The sequence below is a fragment of the Marinobacter albus genome (assembly GCF_030238305.1).
Taxonomy (GTDB): Bacteria; Pseudomonadota; Gammaproteobacteria; order Pseudomonadales; family Oleiphilaceae; genus Marinobacter; species Marinobacter albus.
This window is the reverse complement of the sequence record NZ_JASSQD010000001.1, coordinates 476,200-494,671: the sequence shown is the minus strand read 5'-3', so window position 1 is coordinate 494,671 and position 18,472 is coordinate 476,200. Positions and strand designations below refer to the sequence as shown.

Genomic DNA, 18,472 nt, shown 5'->3' with positions numbered 1-18,472 from the left:
GTCGCATGCCTGAAGCTCTCTGGATTTCGTTCGCCTTTGCACTTGGCCTGCTGGTCAAGGGTGCCGGATTGCCGCCACTGGTGGGCTATCTGGCCGCAGGCTTCCTGCTCAGCGGCCTGTCCGACGTGTCCGGCCTGACCATCGAAGCCACCGACGCACTGACGCACATTGCCCACCTCGGGGTCCTGCTGCTCCTGTTCACCGTTGGCCTGAAACTGAAACTCAGGTCCATTGTCAGCCGGGAAGTGATTGGCGGCAGCCTGCTGCATTTTGGCATCACCTGCGCGGTCTTCACCCCCGGCCTGTACCTGCTGATGGACCTGCAATGGCAAACCGCCTTTATGCTGGCCATTGCCCTGTCGTTTTCCTCCACCGTTCTGGCGGCCAAGGTACTGGAATCCAAACGCGAACTTCGCGCCTTCCACGGCCGCGTTGCCATCGGCATCCTGATCATGCAGGACCTGATTGCCCTGGCGGTGATGAGCCTTGCCGCCGGCCAGACCCCCTCACAGTGGGCCCTGATCGTTTTCGGCCTGCCGCTGCTGCGCCCGCTGCTGTACCGTCTGCTTGACGCCAGCGGACATGACGAACTGCTGATTCTGCTCGGCCTCCTGGTGGCGTTGGTGCTGGGCGGCTATGGCTTTGAATCCGTTGGCCTGAGCGCGGAGCTTGGCGCCCTGGTGTTCGGTGCCATGTTGTCGAACCACCCCCGCTCCCAGGAGCTGTCCAAGTCCCTGTGGAGCGTGAAAGAGATGTTCCTGGTGGGATTCTTCCTGCAGATTGGCATTGGCGGGCTGCCGGACAGCCAGGCCCTCGCCTTTGCGCTGGTTGCGGCACTGGTTCTGCCCCTGAAGGGCATTCTGTTCTTCTTTCTGTTGCTGGCCTTTCGTCTGCGGGCAAGAAGCAGTTTCCTGAGTGCGCTGGCACTGACCAACTACAGCGAGTTCGGCCTGATTGTCGCCAGTGTTGCTCTGCCGGAATGGCTGGTGCCACTGGCTATTTCGGTCGCGATCTCGTTTGTCATTTCCGCGCCGTTGAACCGCTTCGCCCACGTCATCTACGAGCGTTTCGGATCCGGACTGAGCGACTTCGAAACCCAGAAACACCACCCGGACGAACAGCCCCTGTCCCTAGGCAATACCCGGGTCCTGATCATGGGCATGGGGCGAACGGGCACTGCGGCCTATGACTGGGTATCAAGACAGGAACCGGAATTGATGGGCCTGGATTCTGATCCGGCCAAGGCCAGCAAACACCAGAAGGAAGGCCGCAACGTCGTGTTCGCCGACGCCGAGGATGCCTCATTCTGGAACGGCCTGCACATGCCCGAGGTGCACTCGGTCATTCTTGCCCTGGGCGACATCGAGGGCAAACTCATTGCCGCGCGCATGCTGAGAAAGCTGGGCTTCCGGGGGTATATCGTTGCCCACACCATGTACGACGACGAGGCTCACCAGATCCGGGAGGCAGGCGCCAATGAGGCCTACCTGACCATGAACGAGACCGGTGTTGCTCTCGCGAGCCACATCATCAGCCGGGCCAGCGACCATTCCGAATGAGGCGCCAGGGGCCCTACCGTGCACAGGTCCGGAATCCGGTAAACACGTCATTCCGCTGCGGCAGATACGCCTGGCGATAGGTGCCGCGAATCAGGCAGGAAGACGTGGCGCAACTGCCCCCCCGGGTAACCTTGTGATCGCCGAACTGCAGGGTCGACATAAACGGGTACATGTCGATCCGGAAGCCGTCATAGGGGAAGAATTGACTGCTGGTCCACTCCCAGACCCCACCAATCATCTGCCGACAGCCAAAAGGACTGTCTGATTCCGGGTAATCGTAAACCGGATTCTGGCCCAGGCACCGGCCATCCAGGTCTGCCCGGGTTTCATCAGGCTCCCGGTTACCCCAGGGAAAACGCTGGAAGGGCTGGTCGACCCGGTTACCCAGAGCGGCCACTTCCCATTCGAACTCGGTTGGCAACCTGCGGCCGGCCCAGTTACAGAAGGCTTCAGCCTCCCAGAAACTGACGTGGGTGACCGGAGCATCGGGTGTCAGCGGCTGCCAGCGGTCAAACAGGCGCTCCTGCCACTGATGCTCATGCCAGCGCCAGTACAGGGGATGCTTCGGCACCCGCGGCATGAACTCCTGGCTGCCATGCACCAGGGCAACGTCCACCTCGGTCTCGAGCCACTTTCGGCCGCCGAACGACCAGAGTTCCGGCTTCTGGTAGCCACCGTCGTCGACGAACGCCCGGAATTCCGCATTCGATACCGGCTGGCGGGAAATGGCAAACGAATCCAGCTCGATCTCGAATCTCGGTTTCTCGTTATCGAAGGCGAAATCCGTGGTTGCGTAGGCCGCAGAATCCCCGGGCATGCCGATCATCCAGCGACCGGCCGGGATCACCGCGTCACCGGCGACCGGCTGACCCGGGGTCGGACGACGCTTTACCGCGCCCGGCGGTTGCGGGTAACCCACGGTTTGCCGGCACCAGATCAGGGATTCAATGTGCATATTCTGATGAAAAATGGCGTACCGGTTCAGATAGAGTGTCCGGTCGTCCAGCGGCCGGCTCCGGATGCGTTCGGCGACGCGGCCATAGATGGTGTCGAAATAGCCCAGGGTGTCCTGCCGCCCGGGAAACAGGTCTCGGTTCCAACGGTCCCGGTGCTCGACGTGGAACGAATCCCAGAGATCGTCCATGGCCGGATCAAAACTCGGCGTACCATCCAGGAGATTGAACACAAACACCTCATAGAAAAACGCGGCGTGACCCATTTCCCACAGCGGCGGGTTTACACCCGGGTGGTAGGGCACAGCCAGCTTTTCCTCCGGCAGGGAGGTGATAAGCGCCCGGGTCCGTTGCCGGGTGCGCTCAAGCTCAAGCAACAGGTCGTCCCGCGCGGCCTGAGCCGCATCAATCGATTTCATATCGCCCATAGGTCATTTCATCTTCCGGTTTTTACCTCAGCATAACAGATGGATTCCGGGTCGGGTGACCGGCCAACTGTCGACTACTTTTACAGTTTTACGCGGCGCCTCATTTCCGGATCTCGCAACCATTTGAATGAGTGACTGTTAGGAAATCTGGCATGTATCCTGTATGCCGGATTGAACCGCCAGACCTTCTTTCTGGCTCGTGTGACGGGTCACAGGGCCGTGACCGGGCAACTCATCGTGCCGGCTTACAGGTTGTCCCTACACAACTGGCAGTCCCGTTTTCCCAGGCATCACTCTCATGGAGGTTTGCCATGATGGAAAAGCGACCGCTCGTCTGGTTGTCAGCGGCACACACCAATACCACCGTGCGCAGAGCGCTGGGTTCCCGATGGAATCTCATCGATTTCAACCCGGAGAATCCGGTTCCCATTCAACTGTCGCCCCCGGACGGCTCCAAGGTGGGCGTTCTGGATCTCACTCGCATCCCACCCGACGATCTGCCCTGGCTGGACCAATGGCTGGAGGCCCTCAGTCTCAGTTACTGGGTGGGCATTGTGCCCCATCGCCCAATCACCGGTACCCGGACCGCACAGCTGATTACCCGGTACTGCTCCGATTTCCATACGCTGCCGGTCAATCACGAACGGCTTGATACCGTGCTGGGCCACCTCTGGGGCATGGCAACCATTCGCGAACCCGCCGTCGGCCTGCCCCGGGACGATTATCAATCCCTGGTCCTGGAAGGCACCTCGCTGGCCATTCGCCAGGTTCGCGGGTTGCTCCGGCGCTTCTCGGTGACCCCGGAGCCGGTTCTGATTACCGGCGAAAGTGGCACCGGCAAGGACGCCGCCGCCCATTTCATTCACGAACACTCGACGCGGGCTTCCGGGCCTCTGGTAACGGTTAACTGTGCCGCCCTGCCCGATTCGCTGACCCAGAGTGAGCTGTTCGGCTACGAGAAAGGGGCCTTCACCCATGCTCTAAGTGCCCATCCGGGCCGGCTGGAACTGGCGAATGGAGGCTCCCTGATCCTGTCATCCATTGATGAACTCAATCTGGAACAGCAATCCGCCATCCTGCGCTTTCTGCAGGAGGGGCAGATTGAGCGCATTGGTGGCAGCGAACCCATCCCAATTGACAGCCGGATCATAACCACATCCAGCCAGCCGCTGACCGAGCTGGTCGAATCCGGAAAGTTTCGCAGTGACGTCTATTACCGGCTTGGCGGACTGGAGGTAAAACTGCCGACGCTCAAAGACCGTCGCGAGGACATTCCCGCGCTGGCGGAGGCGCTCCTTGAGGCCTCCAATCGTGGCGGCGAACGGAAACGGCTCAGCGAAACGGCTATCCAGCGCCTGGTCAATCACTCGTGGCCCGGAAACTTCAGGGAACTGCAGAATCGACTGCGGCAGGGATTGCTCCTGTGCGACCGAGAGCTGATCGAGCCCGCCGATCTGGGACTCGAACCCGTCGGCCCCGAAACCGACATGCCCGCCACGTCCAACCTGACCCTGGAGGAATTCCGGGCCCGGGCGGACCGTCAGGCCCTGTCCTGCAGCCTTGCCCTGGCCCATCACAACGTCTCCGCCGCAGCGCGCATCCTCAAGATTTCGAGAGTTTCGTTTTACCGGCTTATGGACAAATACAACGCCAGTCCCCAGTCGGGTCATCACCGACAGGGCTCACACCACAAGGGAGATCCACCATGAGAAAACCGCTACTCTTTCCGCTGCTCGCCAGCGCCTGCCTGATGCCCGCAACGGGGATTGCGTAAACGGACTCTGCCGACGACGTCCCGGCATCCCCCGAAGAAGCTGAAGCGAAGAAAGAGCAGGACACCGACATTGCCTCCATCACCTCCGACCGCGGAATCGTCACCCGGCCGGGGCGACTGACCATTGAACCGGCGTTTTCCCACGCCCACAGCAACGCCACCCGGGTCGCCATCGAGGGCTACACCGTGATTCCGGCCCTGCTTGTGGGCCTGATCAATATCTCCGAGATCCAGCGCGACATCTTCGTTGGCGCCCTGACCTTCAAATACGGCTTCACCAGCCGGTTTGAAGCCGATGTCCGGGTGCCCTGGCTGAGCGTCAACGAGGATCTCAGGGAACGCCAGGCCTTTGAAGGAACCCCCGTCGATACGCTCCGGACAGTCCCAGGCCAAGTGCAATGGCAGTCGCCAGCAGGCGTTGGTTAATAGTCATGGCGTCAATTCCTTTGATTTGATGTTGTTGGCTTCCATGGGATCCATTCCCAATCCGACGACTATCGGAGACAGCAGGGTCCAGACCCGCCGGAGGGCCAAAGCGATTCCCGCGCCAGTTTTTCCCTCACCCCCGGAAAAAGATTGATCTAAGATAATTTTTTAGAAAGTCAGCCGCTACCACAGAGAGTCTGAAAGCTCGACACCTGTTTCAGGGTTGAAACGGTCTTTCTTCTGGTTTCAGGGACACGGGAAGATTTCATCGCGCAATTCATGCAGATAGGAATTTATCCCGGTGTTAAAAATCTAGAATGCAGGTGTCCAGATTCCGTCACAAATGTGTAGCCTAAATGTCGGCTGGCTCACACACCGGTTATGAAATTCTGGTAATGTCATGCATGTTACCGTTCTGCCACAGCACGGACGCACAGACGGGGCCTGGCTCCGTATCGTTAAGCCATACAGTAAGGAAGGCATATGTCGACAGAGCTTTATCAGATTGTGTTTGCCGGTCAGGTCCTGGACGGATTTGACGAACCCCAGGTGAAGGCCAACCTGAAGGATCTTTTCAACGCCACGGAAGAACGCATTGAGCGTCTGTTCTCACCAACCACCGAGGCACCGGCAATCAAGTCCGACCTGAACCATGAAGAGGCGGTGATTTACCACCAGCGCCTGACCGCGGCCGGCGCCGACGTCCGGATTTCGTCGCAGAACAGAGCCGCCCCGGCCCCGGCAAAACCAGCGCCTGCTGCAAAGGCGCCGGCGGGAACGCCGCCGGTCAGCACCACTTTCGAAGACGCCGGCGACCGCAGACGCGCTCCCCTAGAGTTCACTGGGCGGGGCGGCGAGTACTTCGGCATCTGGATCGTCAACATTTTGCTCACCATCGTGACCCTGGGCATCTATTCCGCCTGGGCAACGGTTCGCAACAACCAGTATTTCTATGGCAACACACGGCTGGACGGCGCCAGCTTCCAGTACCTTGCCAGCCCGATCACCATCCTCAAGGGCCGGCTGATTGCGCTCGCGGTTCTGGTCGCCTATGTGGCCCTGTCAGAACTGTTCGTGGAGGCAGCCATCGCTTTCGCCGTGGCGTTTGTGTTCCTCGTGCCCTGGATCATGATTCGTTCACTGCGCTTCAACGCCATCAACAGCGCCTACCGCAACATCCGGTTCGACTTCCAGGGTACCTACGGCCAGGCCTTTATGGTCGCCTTCGTGTGGCCCCTTCTGAACCTGCTCTGCCTATTGTTGCTGACGCCACTGGTACTCAAGAAAACCCACCAGTTTGTCGCCAACGGCAGCCGCTACGGCACCACCAGCTTTGACCTGGCCGCCACCACCAAGGCGTACTACCTGCTGTTCGGCAAGGCCCTGTTGCTGGCACTCGGTTTCGGTGCCGGCGCCTACCTGAGTGCCCGGGCGGGCATTCCGGTCCTGGCCGCCATCATCGGCGGTGTGGGCTACCTGACGATCTTCGGCTTTTTCATGGCCGGTGTGGCCAACCTGTTCCTGAACTCCACCGAACTGGCCGAACACCGCTTCGAGTCTGAACTGGGGCCAGCACAGATGGTCTGGATCTATCTGAGCAACAGCCTGCTCGTCGTGCTTACCCTCGGCCTGTTCACGCCCTGGGCCAAAGTTCGCATGGCGCGCTACCGCGCCGCCTGCACAACCATGCTGATTTCCGGGGATCTGGACCACTTTGTCGCAGCTGAGCAGAACCGCGCCAGCGCCCTGGGTCAGGAACTGGGAGATGCGTTTGATGTCGAATTCGCCGCCATCTGATCTGGCCATTGAAGGACAGTTCTATTCCGGCGACAACTCCCACCGACAGGACGCCCTGCTGCGTTCTGTCGGTGGCGAGCTGATTCTGGTCACCGCATCCCTCAAACAGCACCTGTCCCTGCAGGATCTGAACATCTCGCCCCGGGTGGGCAACACCCCGCGATACCTCTACCTGCCGGATGACGGCGTTTTCGAAACCACCGATAACGATCGCGTGGATCAGCTCGGCCGGGGCAAGTCATCGGGCCGGATGGCGCGCCTGCTGCATCGCCTGGAAAACCATCTTGGGCTGATCCTGACGGCGGTGGTGGCCACGATTGCGGTCACGGCGTTTGCCTTCGTCTATGGCGTCCCCTGGACGGCCAAAGCCGTCGCCCATGCCCTGCCCGACCGCATTGCCGAACAGGTGGGCGAGTCGACGCTGACTTCCCTGGATGGCACCTGGCTCGAACCCTCCGAACTGTCCGAGGCCCGCCAGCAAGCGCTGCAACGCCACTTCGAGCCTTTTCTGGCGCCGGTCGGCGGGCAGGAATTGAAGGTCCTGTTCCGCTCGGCTCCGGCCATCGGGGCCAATGCCCTGGCACTGCCGGACGGGACCCTGATCTTCACCGATGAGCTGGTCGAACTGGCGGAAACCAACGACGAACTGGTGGCCATCCTCGCTCACGAAATTGGCCACGTAGAGCATCGTCATGGCATGCAGGGCATGGTCCAGTCGTCGCTGACCTTCTGGCTGATTGTGATGATGACCGGCGACCTGTCGGCCTTTTCGGACACCACCGTGATGGTGCCGGCTGTGCTGATGAGCCTGTCCTACTCACGCACGATGGAGCGGCAGGCGGACCAATACGCACTGGAAACCCTGCAACGGCATGATCTGGATCCACGGCACTTTGCCAACATCATGAGTCGACTGGCGGCGCTGGAGGATACCGGTCAGGGCGAAGGGGACGAGGAACGGGAAGCGAACAGTCGCTGGAGCCGGCTTGGCGACCTGTTGTCGAGCCACCCGGTTACCGAGGAGCGCATCCAGCGCTTTCGCGACGCAGCGTCCCGGTGACAGCCGATCAACCATAAAAAAGCCCCGCCATTGGCGGGGCTTTTTCGTGCCTCCCGGGCAAGCCCGGGAGCGACAACCAGACCGTTCGATTAGCCGAACTGGTTCATGGTGTTGTCTTTACCACCGGCCTTCAGGGCCGCTTCGCCCGCGAAGAATTCCTTGTGGTCGTCACCGATGTTGGAACCAGCCATGTCCTGGTGCTTAACGGTGGCGATACCCTGACGGATTTCCTTACGCTGTACACCGGCAACATAGGCCAGCATGCCTTCGTCACCGAAGTAACCCTTGGCCAGGTTGTCGGTAGACAGGGCCGCGGTGTGGTAAGTCGGCAGAGTGATCAGGTGGTGGAAGATACCTGCTTCGCGTGAACCATCACGCTGGAAGTTACGACACCACTCGTCGGCCAGCTGACCCAGCTCGGTGTTGTCGTACTCTTCGCTCATCAGCTTGGCGCGATCGTAGGCAGATACGTCCTTGCCTTCTTCCTTCCAGGCGTCGAATACCTGCTGACGGAAGTTCAGGGTCCAGTTGAAGGACGGGCTGTTGTTGTAAACCAGCTTGGCGTCGGGTACCACTTCCTTGATGCGGTTAACCATGGCAGCGATCTGGCCAACGTGCGGCTTCTCGGTCTCGATCCACAGCAGATCAGCACCGTTCTGCAGGCTGGTGATGCAGTCCAGAACCACGCGGTCTTCGCCAGTGCCAGGCTTGAACTGGAACAGGCCGGAAGCCAGACGCTTCGGGCGAACCAGCTGGCCCTTCTGCTTGATCACAACGTCGCCGTTGTTGATGTCTTCTGCCTTCTCGATCACTTCACCGTCGATGAAGCTGTTGTACTGGTCGCCCAGATCGCCCGGCTCGTTGGTCACGGCGATCTTCTGAGTAAGGCCTGCGCCCAGGGAGTCGGTACGGGCAACGATCACACCGTCGTCCACACCCAGCTCGAGAAACGCCAGACGAACCGCGTTGATCTTGGACAGGAAGTCAGCGTGCGGCACGGTTACCTTGCCGTCCTGGTGACCACACTGCTTCTCGTCGGAAACCTGGTTTTCGATCTGGATGCAGCAGGCACCGGCTTCGATCATCTGCTTGGCCAGCAGGTAAGTTGCTTCGGCGTTACCGAAACCAGCGTCGATATCCGCAATGATGGGCACAACGTGAGTTTCGTGGTTGTCGATCTGCTTGATCAGTTCTTCAGCCTTGGCGTTGTCGCCGGCGTTCTCGGCTTCTTCCAGGGCACGGAAGAGGTGGTTCAGTTCCCAGGCATCGGCCTGACGCAGGAAGGTGTACAGCTCTTCGATCAGACCGGAAACGGCGGTCTTCTCGTGCATGGACTGGTCAGGCAGCGGTCCGAACTCGGAACGCAGGGCAGCAACCATCCAGCCAGACAGGTACAGGTAACGACGCTTGGTGGTACCGAAGTGCTTCTTGATGGACAGCATCTTCTGCTGGCCAATGAAACCGTGCCAGCAGCCCAGGGACTGGGTGTACTGGGAGGTGTCATTGTCATAGTTCGCCATGTCTTCGCGCATGATCTTGGCGGTGTACTTGGCGATGTCCAGGCCAGTCTTGAACTTGTTCTGAGCGCGCATGCGAGCGGCGTGCTTCGGGTTGATGGCGTTCCAGGTCGGGTGCTGCTTCAACAGGGAAGCAATCTGGTCAACGTCTTGTGCGTAGGGCATGGTCTCAATCCTTTCTACGTTGGTTTTCTAAGTAGGTGCGGAGAAGCTTACAGCAACGTCCGAAGCCAACAGCCTGCTTATTTTTTGAGCATGGCGCTGACATTGAGGGTTACTTTAGTGCTTTAAAATTTATAATTGAAATTTATATAATCTATTTTCAGCATTTTTTGCATGAATACTGGTAAGCACCCGGCAGACACCCGCCTGAACCGGACCACGAGCACATTGGCAGGGTATCTAGAGGGTGTTACAGAGAACCACCAGCCGGTCGCCGGGCTGAATATCGAGGTATTGCTTGCGCGGGGGGTTAAGCATCAGATGGCGCCCCTTGTCATCGGGACGGGACCGAAACACGCCCAGAGCGATCTCGCCCTCATTGGCGAGAATCTTTTCAAGTAACTGGAAGTCGACGCTGGCCGGTAACGGGTAATTATCGGGATCCCGGAACTGGATTTCGGCACCGCCCACCGTGAACAACTCATCCAGCACCACCCTCAGTTCCCGTCGCAAAGCAACCTGGGCCAACACGTGACTGAGAATCATCGGGCTGATCAGCATTTCACCCTGATGGTCATACAACAGATGCCGGTTATCCGGGTCGCTCAATTCCATGATCAGCTGCGGCCGCTTTGGGCTTTCGGCCAGGATCTCCTCCAGTTGCAGATAGCCGACCATGGCCCGGGCATCGGCCTCCTCACCCGATGCGAGACGGTCACTGCTGAGCAGGATCACGGTGTCGTAGCCTGAAGGCATCAGACGCCGGAGCTCGCCTTCGACCATATAATCCGCCTCAAGATGGTGACAGCGAACCCGGGGAAATTCCCCCACATAACGGAGGATTGCCTGCTCACGCTCCCGGGCAGGGACGACCGAGACCAGGTCCACCTGGAAGTCCAGATTTCCGTAGCTGGCAAACTCGGCCACCAGGCTGGGCACCCGGCGATTCCAGCCCAACACCAGGACACGTTGGTCCCTGACTGTCTCAACCCGACCACTCGGTCGGGCCTCCTTGAGGCTGACAACCGGCAGGGCGGGCAATTTCGGGTTCGGATCGGTTTCCGAATAATCCCGGGCCATCATGATGACCCGGTCCTCGGCGTCGATACGGGTATCCGAAGGGGCGACGAGCCGAACGTCCCAGTCGGTGCCGCGCCGTCGCAGCAACCCGAGGACAATGACGCCCGGCCGAGCCGCCGCCAGCTCACCCAGGGACAGGCCCGCCACCGACTCTCCGCCCCGGACGTAGATTTCGTTATCGGCGCCCGCCGTGAGCAGCTCGTTGTAGATCTCGGACAGACCGGGGTGCAGGATGTTCTGCACCATCAACCGGCTGATGGTGGCGTCCCCGGCAACCACCTCGACAGCACCGGGGTACGCGCGCTCAATAACCGCGTGCTTGCGAACGTCCTGGATTTCCGCGACCACAAACGGAAGGGGGGAGTGAAAATGTCGGGCCTGGGCCGCAATCGACAGCAGTGCCTTCACGGTTTCAACGTCCGACGTCACCAGACTGCCCGCCTCGTGGGTGGCGCTGGGCACAATCACCGCGGCCGCATCCAGACAGGCGACCCGGTGCAGGGCATCGGGCTGGATAGCGGATCCGGAGCGCAGGATGACCTGCCGCGCCCGGCGACCAATGCCCGGCTCACTGCGTAATTCATGCACCTGTTGTGCGGAAGCGTCCTCCGACAACACCACCAGGTTCAGTTTCTGGGTGTCGTGTTTCTCGAGAAACCGCCGCATCCGGCCGGACGAACCGAGTAGCTCGGACAGCAACGGTAAGGTCTGGCTGGTCCAGCCCAGTACCACAACGTGATTTTTCAGGGTGACCGGCGTCAGTCCCCGTTCCAGGTCGGCCATCTTGGCAATCAACCAGCGTGTCAGAATCGCCACCAGGGTACCCATGAACACCACGTAGCCGCTGACCGTAAGCATGGTGGAGACAAACCGCTGCCAGGTCCCGACGTCGTCCCCTAGATAACCGGGGTCGGTGAGCCTGAGAAACGCCCACCAGATTGCCGATCCCACGTTTTCGAACGACGCTCCCAAGGGCACTACGAGCAGCCCGCCAATCAGCGAAATCAGCGCGATGAAAGCCGCCACCACAAGCAGCTGGAACCCGGCGCCCTTCACCAGTTGGCGCTCGACGACGAACTTTATTCGGTCAACAATCCGGAAAGGGAGCATGGGCATCCTGTCTCAAAGCGGTATCGATACCGCCAGCATAGCCGATAATCAACTGATTTCCTGAATATTTCCTGAAATCACCGCCGCCCGACCGAGGCCAGCGCCTTGTCGAGCGACGGGCAGAACCGGCTAACCCCGTCAATGGGCTTTACACCCGCCCGAGCCAGCGCCCTCAATGGCTGGTACTGCAGATCGGCGAGCACCACTTCCGTGCCATCACGCTGACAGGTGCTGATCAGTTTGTTCATCGCCGACAGGCCACCGGCATCCAGGACCGTGACGCCGTCCATGTAGAGAATGAAGCCCCTCGCTTCCTGCGACAGCGACGCCAGCTCCCCGAAAACCCGGTCTGCAGCGGCAAAGAACAACGGCCCGTTGATCTTGAACACCCGCCAGCCTTCGGGCAGACCGGCGCCGCCAATCCGCTTGCTGTTAGTGATATCGGTGACCCGGGTCATTTGCGCCATCTCGCGCATGAACAGTACCGCAGCCAACAGGACACCGGTGGTTATGGCGATGACCATATCCAGGATTACCGTCAGCGAAAAACAGGTCAGAAACACCAGAATATCGCTGCGGGGCGCCGTTTTCAGAAGGTGGACCGCCTTGGGAGCCTCACTCATGTTCCACGCCACAATCACCAGCAGTGCCGCCATGGCCGGCATCGGCAGGTAGGCCAGAACACCGACCAGGGATATCAGCGCCAGCAGAATCACCAGGGAGTGGACCACGGCGGACACCGGGGACTCTGCCCCGGCGCGGTAGTTTGCTGCCGAGCGGGCGATTGCCGCAGTGGCGGTAATACCACCGAAGAACGGAGTGACCAGGTTGCCGATGCCCTGCCCCATGAGTTCGCTGTTGGCACTGTGGCGCCGGCCCGTCATGCCATCAAGCACCACCGCGCACAACAAGGATTCGATGGCTCCCAGCATCGCTATGGCAAATGCGGATGGCAGCAGCTCCCGGACCATCGACCAGGAGAGGCCAAGCGGCTCCCCCCCGGCATCCGGTCGCTGCCAGGGCCAGGCCAGTTCCGGCAGAACCGGCGGGATACCCGCACCGACCGAGCCGTCCGGCAACAGGAAACTGAACCGGGAACCGATCGTGTCGATGGATGCACCCCCGGCGTTGAGCAAGAGCGCCAGCAGGCTACCAACCACCACCGCCGGAAGGTGCGCCGGGATCGGCGTGTTCAGGCGGGGCCAGAGCAACATCACCGCCAGCGTGGTGCCGGCAACCAGCGTACTCATGGCATCCAGCGCCGGCAGCGCCTGCGCCAATGCCGACAGCTTGTCCCAGTAGGGTTCCGGCAGGCCGGCCAGTGGCAAACCAAAAAAATCGGGCACCTGAAGGGTGGCAATAACCACGGCAATGCCACCGGTAAATCCGAGGGTCACTGACTCCGGGATGTATTCAATGAACCGACCCAGTCGCATCAGGGCCATGATGATCAGCAGAACCCCCGACATCAGCGTGGCCAGCAACAGGCCACCCAGGCCGTATTGCTGAGCAACGGGATACAGGATCACCACAAAGGCGGCGGTGGGTCCGGAAATGCTGAAGCGACTGCCACCGGTCAGGGCAATGACACAACCCGCGACAATCGCGGTGTAAAGGCCATACTGCGGTGCAACGCCGCTGGCGATCGCCAGGGCCATGGCCAGGGGGATTGCGATGATGCCGACGGTCAGGCCCGCCAGCACATCCCTCAGCAATCTCCGGCCGCTGTACCGTTCGTCCAGGCAGGCCTCGCGAAACGCATGGGCAAAACGAAGGGAGAACAGATGAGCGCGGTGGGACATGAGCGGATCGCCTAGGATAAACCCGGGATTCTACCCTATATTGCGGGTGAGGTTACGAGATCGGCCGGGCTGGGCACAATCCACAACCAAACGCTCGGACTTTTCGTATACTGCTGGCATGAATTTACAAATGCCCACCCTGTTATTGATCGCACTACTCAGCCTTGGTGGTTGCTCGACCATGACGACAACACTGGAACCACCTGACACCCAGTATGACACCCGCATCGTCGAGGCCACGACCGGCCGGGTTCTGAATGTGGCAGCGCTGGCCCGACAGGTATCTGCAGCCGATGTCGTTGTGGTGGGCGAGTATCATGGTCATCACGGCTCGCATCTTCTCCAGTCTCGGCTTCAGGCCGCACTTTACCGTCAGCGTCCGGATCAGGTGCTGACCATGGAGCAGTTCGAACTGGACCACCAAGCGGAACTGGACGGCTACCTGAGCGGGCAGATTGGCGAAACCGAGCTGATTGAAGACACCGCCGCCTGGGATAACTACCGGGCGTCTTACCGGCCACTGGTGGAATTTGCGCGAACTCGGGCCATTCCCGTGATCGCCGCCAATGCGCCGGCCGACATCGTGCGCTGTGTCGGGCGCAAAGGGGCGGACTACCTCGACACCCTGGCCGAGGAACGTCGCAGCCGGTTACCCCGGGATCCCTTTATCGACACGCCCGCCTACCAGGCGAAATTTGTGGCGGCCATTGCCGGCAGCCACGGGGCCGGCGATCCGACCATGAGCAAACGCATGCAGAATACCTACCGGGCCCAGCTCCTGCGGGACAACACCATGGCCGTGAGCATCCTGGAGGCTCGTGAAGCCTTTCCGGACCATCAGATTCTCCATGTCACCGGCACTTTCCACAGCGAAGAACGACTGGGTACTGTCGCGGTGCTGGAGCAGCGCGCACCGGAACTCTCCGTTGCCGTAATCTCCCCCGTGTTCTGGCCCGACAATCAGACGGCTCCGGCGGTCGAGGAATACCGCCAACGCGGTGACTTCCTGTATTTTATTCAGCCGCTGCCGGTGGAGTTTCGCGATCCTGAACGGGAACGGGCAGCCATGACCGCCCGCTTCAGCCAGTCGGGTTCAACCCGCTGCGACTGAGCGCCGTCCGGAACACCCTGTGGTCCGAATCACTGAACAGCACAAGACGGATAAGCCGGACGGAATTGAGCGTGGGCGCCAACCGGGCGATTGCCTCGAAGGCGACCACGGCCGCCTTGTCCACCGGATAGCCAAACACGCCCGTGGAGATTGCAGGAAACGCCACCGAGCGCAGTTGGTGCTGTTCTGCAAGCATGAGTGCGTTGCGATAACAATCTCCCAGAAGCTGATCAGACGGCTCGTCCACACCGTACACTGGCCCCAGGCAGTGGATAACATACCGGTTTGGCAGCCTGTGCCCGGAACTGATCACGGCCTGACCAGGCGAGATCGGGGCCAGTGCCTGGCATTCCTCAGCAAGCCCCGGGCCGGCAGCACTGTGAATGGCACCGGCAACGCCACTGCCCGGCAGCAGGCGGGCGTTGGCTGCATTGACCACGGCATCCATGTCCGGCTGCGACGCTATGTTGCCCTGCACAAGTTCAACCTTTACCACGGCCACCCCCCTTTTCGCCTCTGTCACAAGGCGCTAACCTTGACCCTGATTCAAGGATAGCAGCACTCCCCGGCCGCTGGGTCTCGCAACACAAGGAAACCGCCATGAAAGTTCTCGTCGCCCTCATCATCGGCATCAGCATCATCCTGTCCGCATCACTGATTGCCGACGGGCTGACCGATCTGCGCACCGGTGACCGTTACGTCACCGTGAAAGGCGTGGCCGAGCGGGAAGTGGACGCGGACCTGGCCCTGTGGCCAATTCGCTTTGTCGCCACCGGCAACACCCTGGCCGAGGCTCAGGACCTTGCCCGAAAGAGCCGGGAAGCCATCATGGCGTTCCTGAAGCTCCAGGCCATCGAGGAAACCAAGGTCGAACTCCAGCGCCTGGATGTCACCGATACCCGGGCCAACCCTTACCAGGGCAACAACGGCGAGCATAAGTTCATCATCAATCAGACATTGATGGTGCGCGCCAACGAGATCGCAAAAATCCAGCGCGCAGCCCAAGGCGTGAGCGAGCTGGTGGATTCCGGGGTGGTGCTGTCGTCAGACTTTGGCCCGGCCGGCCCCACCTACCTGTTCAACGGCCTGAATGACATCAAACCGGACATGATCGCCGAGGCCACAGCCTCAGCACGGGAAGCGGCGGCACAGTTTGCCAAGGACGCCGATGCTGAACTGGGGGGATTGCGCCGGGCCAATCAGGGTGTGTTCCAGATTCTCGCCCGGGATCAGGCCCCGGGCGTCATGGAAGGACAGCAGCCGGTCAAGACGGTTCGGGTGGTTTCCACGGTCGAATACTACCTCCAGTGAGGGTCCGGCCTACTGGGTGGCCACCATCTCATCGGTAACCTGGAATTCCCCCATCAGCCAGCGCAGGATTTCATTGGCCGCCGGATGGTCGAAAGCGTCGTAGGTTCGCAACAGACTTTGGCGCTTTTCATCCCCGATTCGACCCAGCCCCCCATCCTGCAACACCAGCAGGTCGGTGTGGATCTGCTCCGCCAGCTCCCGCCCCAGTATTTCACGGGCTGCGTGACGAAAGGCCTGACCGTACTGGTACTCGGGCCCCAGCCGGTAGGATTCAGCCAGTGTGATGGCCGGAATGGCCGTCAGTGTCGGTTGCAACGCCGGATTGATTCCGTGGCCGGTAAGGTGGGCCGCATTCGCCGCCGGTCTCCCGGTAAAGCCACGCAGATGCAGGTGCTGGGACATCCGATCGCCATCATTTACTGGGTAGTTGTCCCACAACACCGGTTTGCGCCCCAGCAAATTCCCGATCCGCTTCAGATGTCCCGGCGAGATCTCCCTCGAGCAGACCTCCTCCCCGGTCCAGAAAATATTCACAGAATGATCGAGCTTGCGCCCCAGGGTCACCAGGTAATCGGACGGCCGCTCTCCGAAGACCCGGTCCAGCACCGGATCGTCCGAATAGTAGCTGGGGCAGATGCTGATCTGGCCAGCCGAGGTTCGCTCCCGGACCCAGTGCACAATATCGGCCTGGGTCTGGGCCAGATCTGGCGCGCCGGAGCGCATGTCGTCAAACAGGATCGCCAGCTCATCGATGCCGATGCGGTCCAGCCAGCTAAGTTTGGCCGCCAGGGCTTCCCGGGCCTGTTCGTTAAAGTTGTTGAAGATTTCGAACGGGCTCAAGCCGATGCCGAATCGCACTCCTTCGGACCGGCAAAAACGACCGAACTCGGCCAACTCGGCCGCAAGTGCCGGCGGATGCGGTTCCTGCCAGCGACGCCGTAGGAAGGCATCGGCCTTGGGCGCATACAGATAGAACCTGTAGCCGTGGGGAGCCAGTGAGCGTACCAGCTGACGGCGCTCCTGCCAGTTCCACAGGGGGCCGTAAAAGCCTTCAATCACGCCGAGTGGGGTAGTCATGACAGCAACTCCTTGCGTTGTCCCGGAGCCGGAGTCCCGGCCCGGCATCTATTAACACATCGTATAGGCGCCGCAAGCAAATGGTAGTTCCAAACCGTATTGCCGCCCGGCAAAGCAGGCTATTATAGCTTCATCCAACGGGAAGCGATTCATGGCCTCATCACCCAGCCGACTAGCCAGCCTTGATGCCCTGCGCGGCCTCGCCGCTCTGGCCGTGGTGCTGTTTCATTACCTGCCATACTACGACAAGCTCTATGGCCACGGGTTTGAACTGCCCGAGGCCGCCACAGCCACTCTGCTCTTCGGCCGTTATGGAGTCCACCTGTTCTTTATTCTGAGCGGCTTTGTGATCTTCATGACCCTGGAGCGCACCAGCAAAGCCAGCTGGTTCGGGCTGGCCCGCGCCTTCCGTTTGCTGCCTGCACTCTGGGCCGCCATTGTCCTTACCTTTTTGTCCGTGCATTGGCTCGGTCCCGAGAGCCGGGCGGTCCCACTCGAAGTTGCCCTTCTGAACACCACCCTGCTGCACGAATACTTCGGCAAGGCCCACGTCGATGGCGCCTACTGGAGCCTGGTGGTGGAAGTCACCTTCTACAGCTGGATGGCGCTCCTGTTCTTTGGCTTGCGCCGTTGGCAGCACCTCCGGCTCGCGCTCGCCGCCTGGGTGATTGTCTCCTATGCCGGGGCGTTGTGGTGGAAACAGATACCACCGGAGCTGGAGTTTCTCGTCAAGGACCTGTTGTTTGTCAAGTATGCGCCCCTGTTCGTCGCCGGCATGCTGATTTACCGTCGGCACCGCTACGGAGGCGGATCGGCGTTCGACAACACCCTTCTGGCCCTGAGTATCGGCCACGGCCTGGTTGCCTATAAACTGCCTTACAGCCTGTTCGTGCTGGGTTGCTTTGCGGTGTTCGCCCTGGCGGTGGCCGGGCGCATGAACTGGCTGTCGAATCGCCCTATGCTCTGGCTGGGCAGCCTGTCCTACAGCCTCTACCTGGTGCACCAGAACATCGGCTACGGGGTGATCGGCTGGAGCTACGAGGCCGGCCTGCCCGGCTGGCTGGGCGTGATACTGGCACTGACAACTGCTCTGGCCCTGGCCAGCGCCATCCACTATTCGGTGGAAAAGCCGTCACTCGCCAGATTCCGGACGTGGCGACGCAAGGCCGAAGCGGTTTACCTGCCGGTTTCGCCCTCCCGGTTTAACAGCACCGTGCCGCTGTCACCCCGACGCGACCCGGCAGATTCTTGACTAGACTGAAAGACAAATCATCAGGAAACGACAAACCCGGCCCAAGGAGTTTG

The 18,472-nt window shown here is 60.6% G+C and carries 14 protein-coding genes; 7 read left to right on the top strand and 7 right to left on the bottom strand.

Annotated elements, in window-relative coordinates; translation table 11 throughout:
• Positions 1-5 precede the first annotated feature (5 nt).
• Positions 6-1,559: a cation:proton antiporter family protein gene (locus QQF73_RS02300; RefSeq protein ID WP_219867043.1), complete on the top strand. Its 1,554-nt coding sequence runs from the start codon at positions 6-8 to the stop codon at positions 1,557-1,559.
• A gap of 13 nt (positions 1,560-1,572) precedes the next feature.
• On the opposite strand, the gene senA is transcribed toward QQF73_RS02300, so the two are convergent.
• A complete protein-coding gene (senA, locus tag QQF73_RS02295; protein WP_285367089.1) occupies positions 1,573-2,940 on the bottom strand; it encodes a selenoneine synthase SenA in 1,368 nt (455 codons plus the stop codon).
• Positions 2,941-3,251: 311 nt separating this feature from the next.
• Here senA and QQF73_RS02290 point away from each other — a divergent pair, with 311 nt between their 5' ends.
• Positions 3,252-4,649, top strand: coding sequence for a sigma-54-dependent transcriptional regulator (locus tag QQF73_RS02290; protein WP_219867044.1), 1,398 nt, complete (start codon positions 3,252-3,254; stop codon positions 4,647-4,649).
• An 8-nt stretch (positions 4,650-4,657) separates the two neighbouring features.
• On the opposite strand, the gene QQF73_RS02285 is transcribed toward QQF73_RS02290, so the two are convergent.
• A complete protein-coding gene (locus QQF73_RS02285; RefSeq protein ID WP_219867045.1) occupies positions 4,658-5,113 on the bottom strand; it encodes a hypothetical protein in 456 nt (151 codons plus the stop codon).
• Positions 5,114-5,623: 510 nt separating this feature from the next.
• Here QQF73_RS02285 and QQF73_RS02280 point away from each other — a divergent pair.
• Both QQF73_RS02280 and QQF73_RS02275 read left to right on the top strand, forming a co-directional pair.
• A complete protein-coding gene (locus QQF73_RS02280) occupies positions 5,624-6,937 on the top strand; it encodes a YjgN family protein (protein WP_219867046.1) in 1,314 nt (437 codons plus the stop codon).
• Complete coding sequence (locus tag QQF73_RS02275; protein ID WP_228743339.1) at positions 6,915-7,997, top strand: M48 family metallopeptidase; 1,083 nt, start codon at positions 6,915-6,917, stop codon at positions 7,995-7,997. Before QQF73_RS02280 ends, QQF73_RS02275 begins: the two co-directional genes overlap by 23 nt.
• 89 nt (positions 7,998-8,086) lie before the next feature.
• On the opposite strand, the gene QQF73_RS02270 is transcribed toward QQF73_RS02275, so the two are convergent.
• The 3 genes from QQF73_RS02270 to dauA form a co-directional block, all read right to left on the bottom strand.
• On the bottom strand, positions 8,087-9,679 hold the full coding sequence (locus QQF73_RS02270; protein WP_219867048.1) for an isocitrate lyase: 1,593 nt from the start codon (positions 9,677-9,679) through the stop codon (positions 8,087-8,089).
• A 237-nt stretch (positions 9,680-9,916) separates the two neighbouring features.
• A complete protein-coding gene (locus QQF73_RS02265) occupies positions 9,917-11,866 on the bottom strand; it encodes a CASTOR/POLLUX-related putative ion channel (RefSeq protein ID WP_285368275.1) in 1,950 nt (649 codons plus the stop codon).
• Positions 11,867-11,943: 77 nt separating this feature from the next.
• A complete protein-coding gene (gene dauA, locus QQF73_RS02260) occupies positions 11,944-13,668 on the bottom strand; it encodes a C4-dicarboxylic acid transporter DauA (protein WP_285367088.1) in 1,725 nt (574 codons plus the stop codon).
• Between the two features lie 130 nt (positions 13,669-13,798).
• On the opposite strand from dauA, the gene QQF73_RS02255 reads away from it, so the two are divergent.
• On the top strand, positions 13,799-14,779 hold the full coding sequence (locus QQF73_RS02255) for a ChaN family lipoprotein (protein ID WP_285367087.1): 981 nt from the start codon (positions 13,799-13,801) through the stop codon (positions 14,777-14,779).
• Here QQF73_RS02255 and QQF73_RS02250 read toward each other — a convergent pair.
• A complete protein-coding gene (locus QQF73_RS02250; protein ID WP_285367086.1) occupies positions 14,748-15,275 on the bottom strand; it encodes a macro domain-containing protein in 528 nt (175 codons plus the stop codon). The genes QQF73_RS02255 and QQF73_RS02250 overlap by 32 nt on opposite strands.
• Before the next feature lie 104 nt (positions 15,276-15,379).
• Here QQF73_RS02250 and QQF73_RS02245 point away from each other — a divergent pair, with 104 nt between their 5' ends.
• A complete protein-coding gene (locus QQF73_RS02245) occupies positions 15,380-16,090 on the top strand; it encodes an SIMPL domain-containing protein (protein ID WP_219867051.1) in 711 nt (236 codons plus the stop codon).
• A gap of 9 nt (positions 16,091-16,099) precedes the next feature.
• Here the strand turns inward: QQF73_RS02245 and QQF73_RS02240 are convergent, their stop codons facing one another.
• Positions 16,100-17,167 carry a beta-N-acetylglucosaminidase domain-containing protein gene (locus tag QQF73_RS02240; protein ID WP_285367085.1) on the bottom strand — a complete coding sequence of 356 codons (1,068 nt, stop codon included), beginning with the start codon at positions 17,165-17,167 and terminating at the stop codon, positions 16,100-16,102.
• Between the two features lie 151 nt (positions 17,168-17,318).
• Here QQF73_RS02240 and QQF73_RS02235 point away from each other — a divergent pair, with 151 nt between their 5' ends.
• Positions 17,319-18,419, top strand: a complete 1,101-nt coding sequence (locus tag QQF73_RS02235) for an acyltransferase family protein (protein ID WP_285367084.1) — start codon at positions 17,319-17,321, stop codon at positions 18,417-18,419.
• Positions 18,420-18,472 lie beyond the last annotated feature (53 nt).

Coding starts and splice junctions, on each gene's coding strand:
- QQF73_RS02300 (WP_219867043.1), top strand. CDS start 6: ATGCCTGAAGCTCTCTGGATTTCGTTCGCCTTTGCACTTGGCCTGCTG.
- senA (WP_285367089.1), bottom strand. CDS start 2,940: ATGGGCGATATGAAATCGATTGATGCGGCTCAGGCCGCGCGGGACGAC.
- QQF73_RS02290 (WP_219867044.1), top strand. CDS start 3,252: ATGATGGAAAAGCGACCGCTCGTCTGGTTGTCAGCGGCACACACCAAT.
- QQF73_RS02280 (WP_219867046.1), top strand. CDS start 5,624: ATGTCGACAGAGCTTTATCAGATTGTGTTTGCCGGTCAGGTCCTGGAC.
- QQF73_RS02275 (WP_228743339.1), top strand. CDS start 6,915: ATGTCGAATTCGCCGCCATCTGATCTGGCCATTGAAGGACAGTTCTAT.
- QQF73_RS02270 (WP_219867048.1), bottom strand. CDS start 9,679: ATGCCCTACGCACAAGACGTTGACCAGATTGCTTCCCTGTTGAAGCAG.
- QQF73_RS02265 (WP_285368275.1), bottom strand. CDS start 11,866: ATGCTCCCTTTCCGGATTGTTGACCGAATAAAGTTCGTCGTCGAGCGC.
- dauA (WP_285367088.1), bottom strand. CDS start 13,668: ATGTCCCACCGCGCTCATCTGTTCTCCCTTCGTTTTGCCCATGCGTTT.
- QQF73_RS02255 (WP_285367087.1), top strand. CDS start 13,799: ATGCCCACCCTGTTATTGATCGCACTACTCAGCCTTGGTGGTTGCTCG.
- QQF73_RS02245 (WP_219867051.1), top strand. CDS start 15,380: ATGAAAGTTCTCGTCGCCCTCATCATCGGCATCAGCATCATCCTGTCC.
- QQF73_RS02240 (WP_285367085.1), bottom strand. CDS start 17,167: ATGACTACCCCACTCGGCGTGATTGAAGGCTTTTACGGCCCCCTGTGG.
- QQF73_RS02235 (WP_285367084.1), top strand. CDS start 17,319: ATGGCCTCATCACCCAGCCGACTAGCCAGCCTTGATGCCCTGCGCGGC.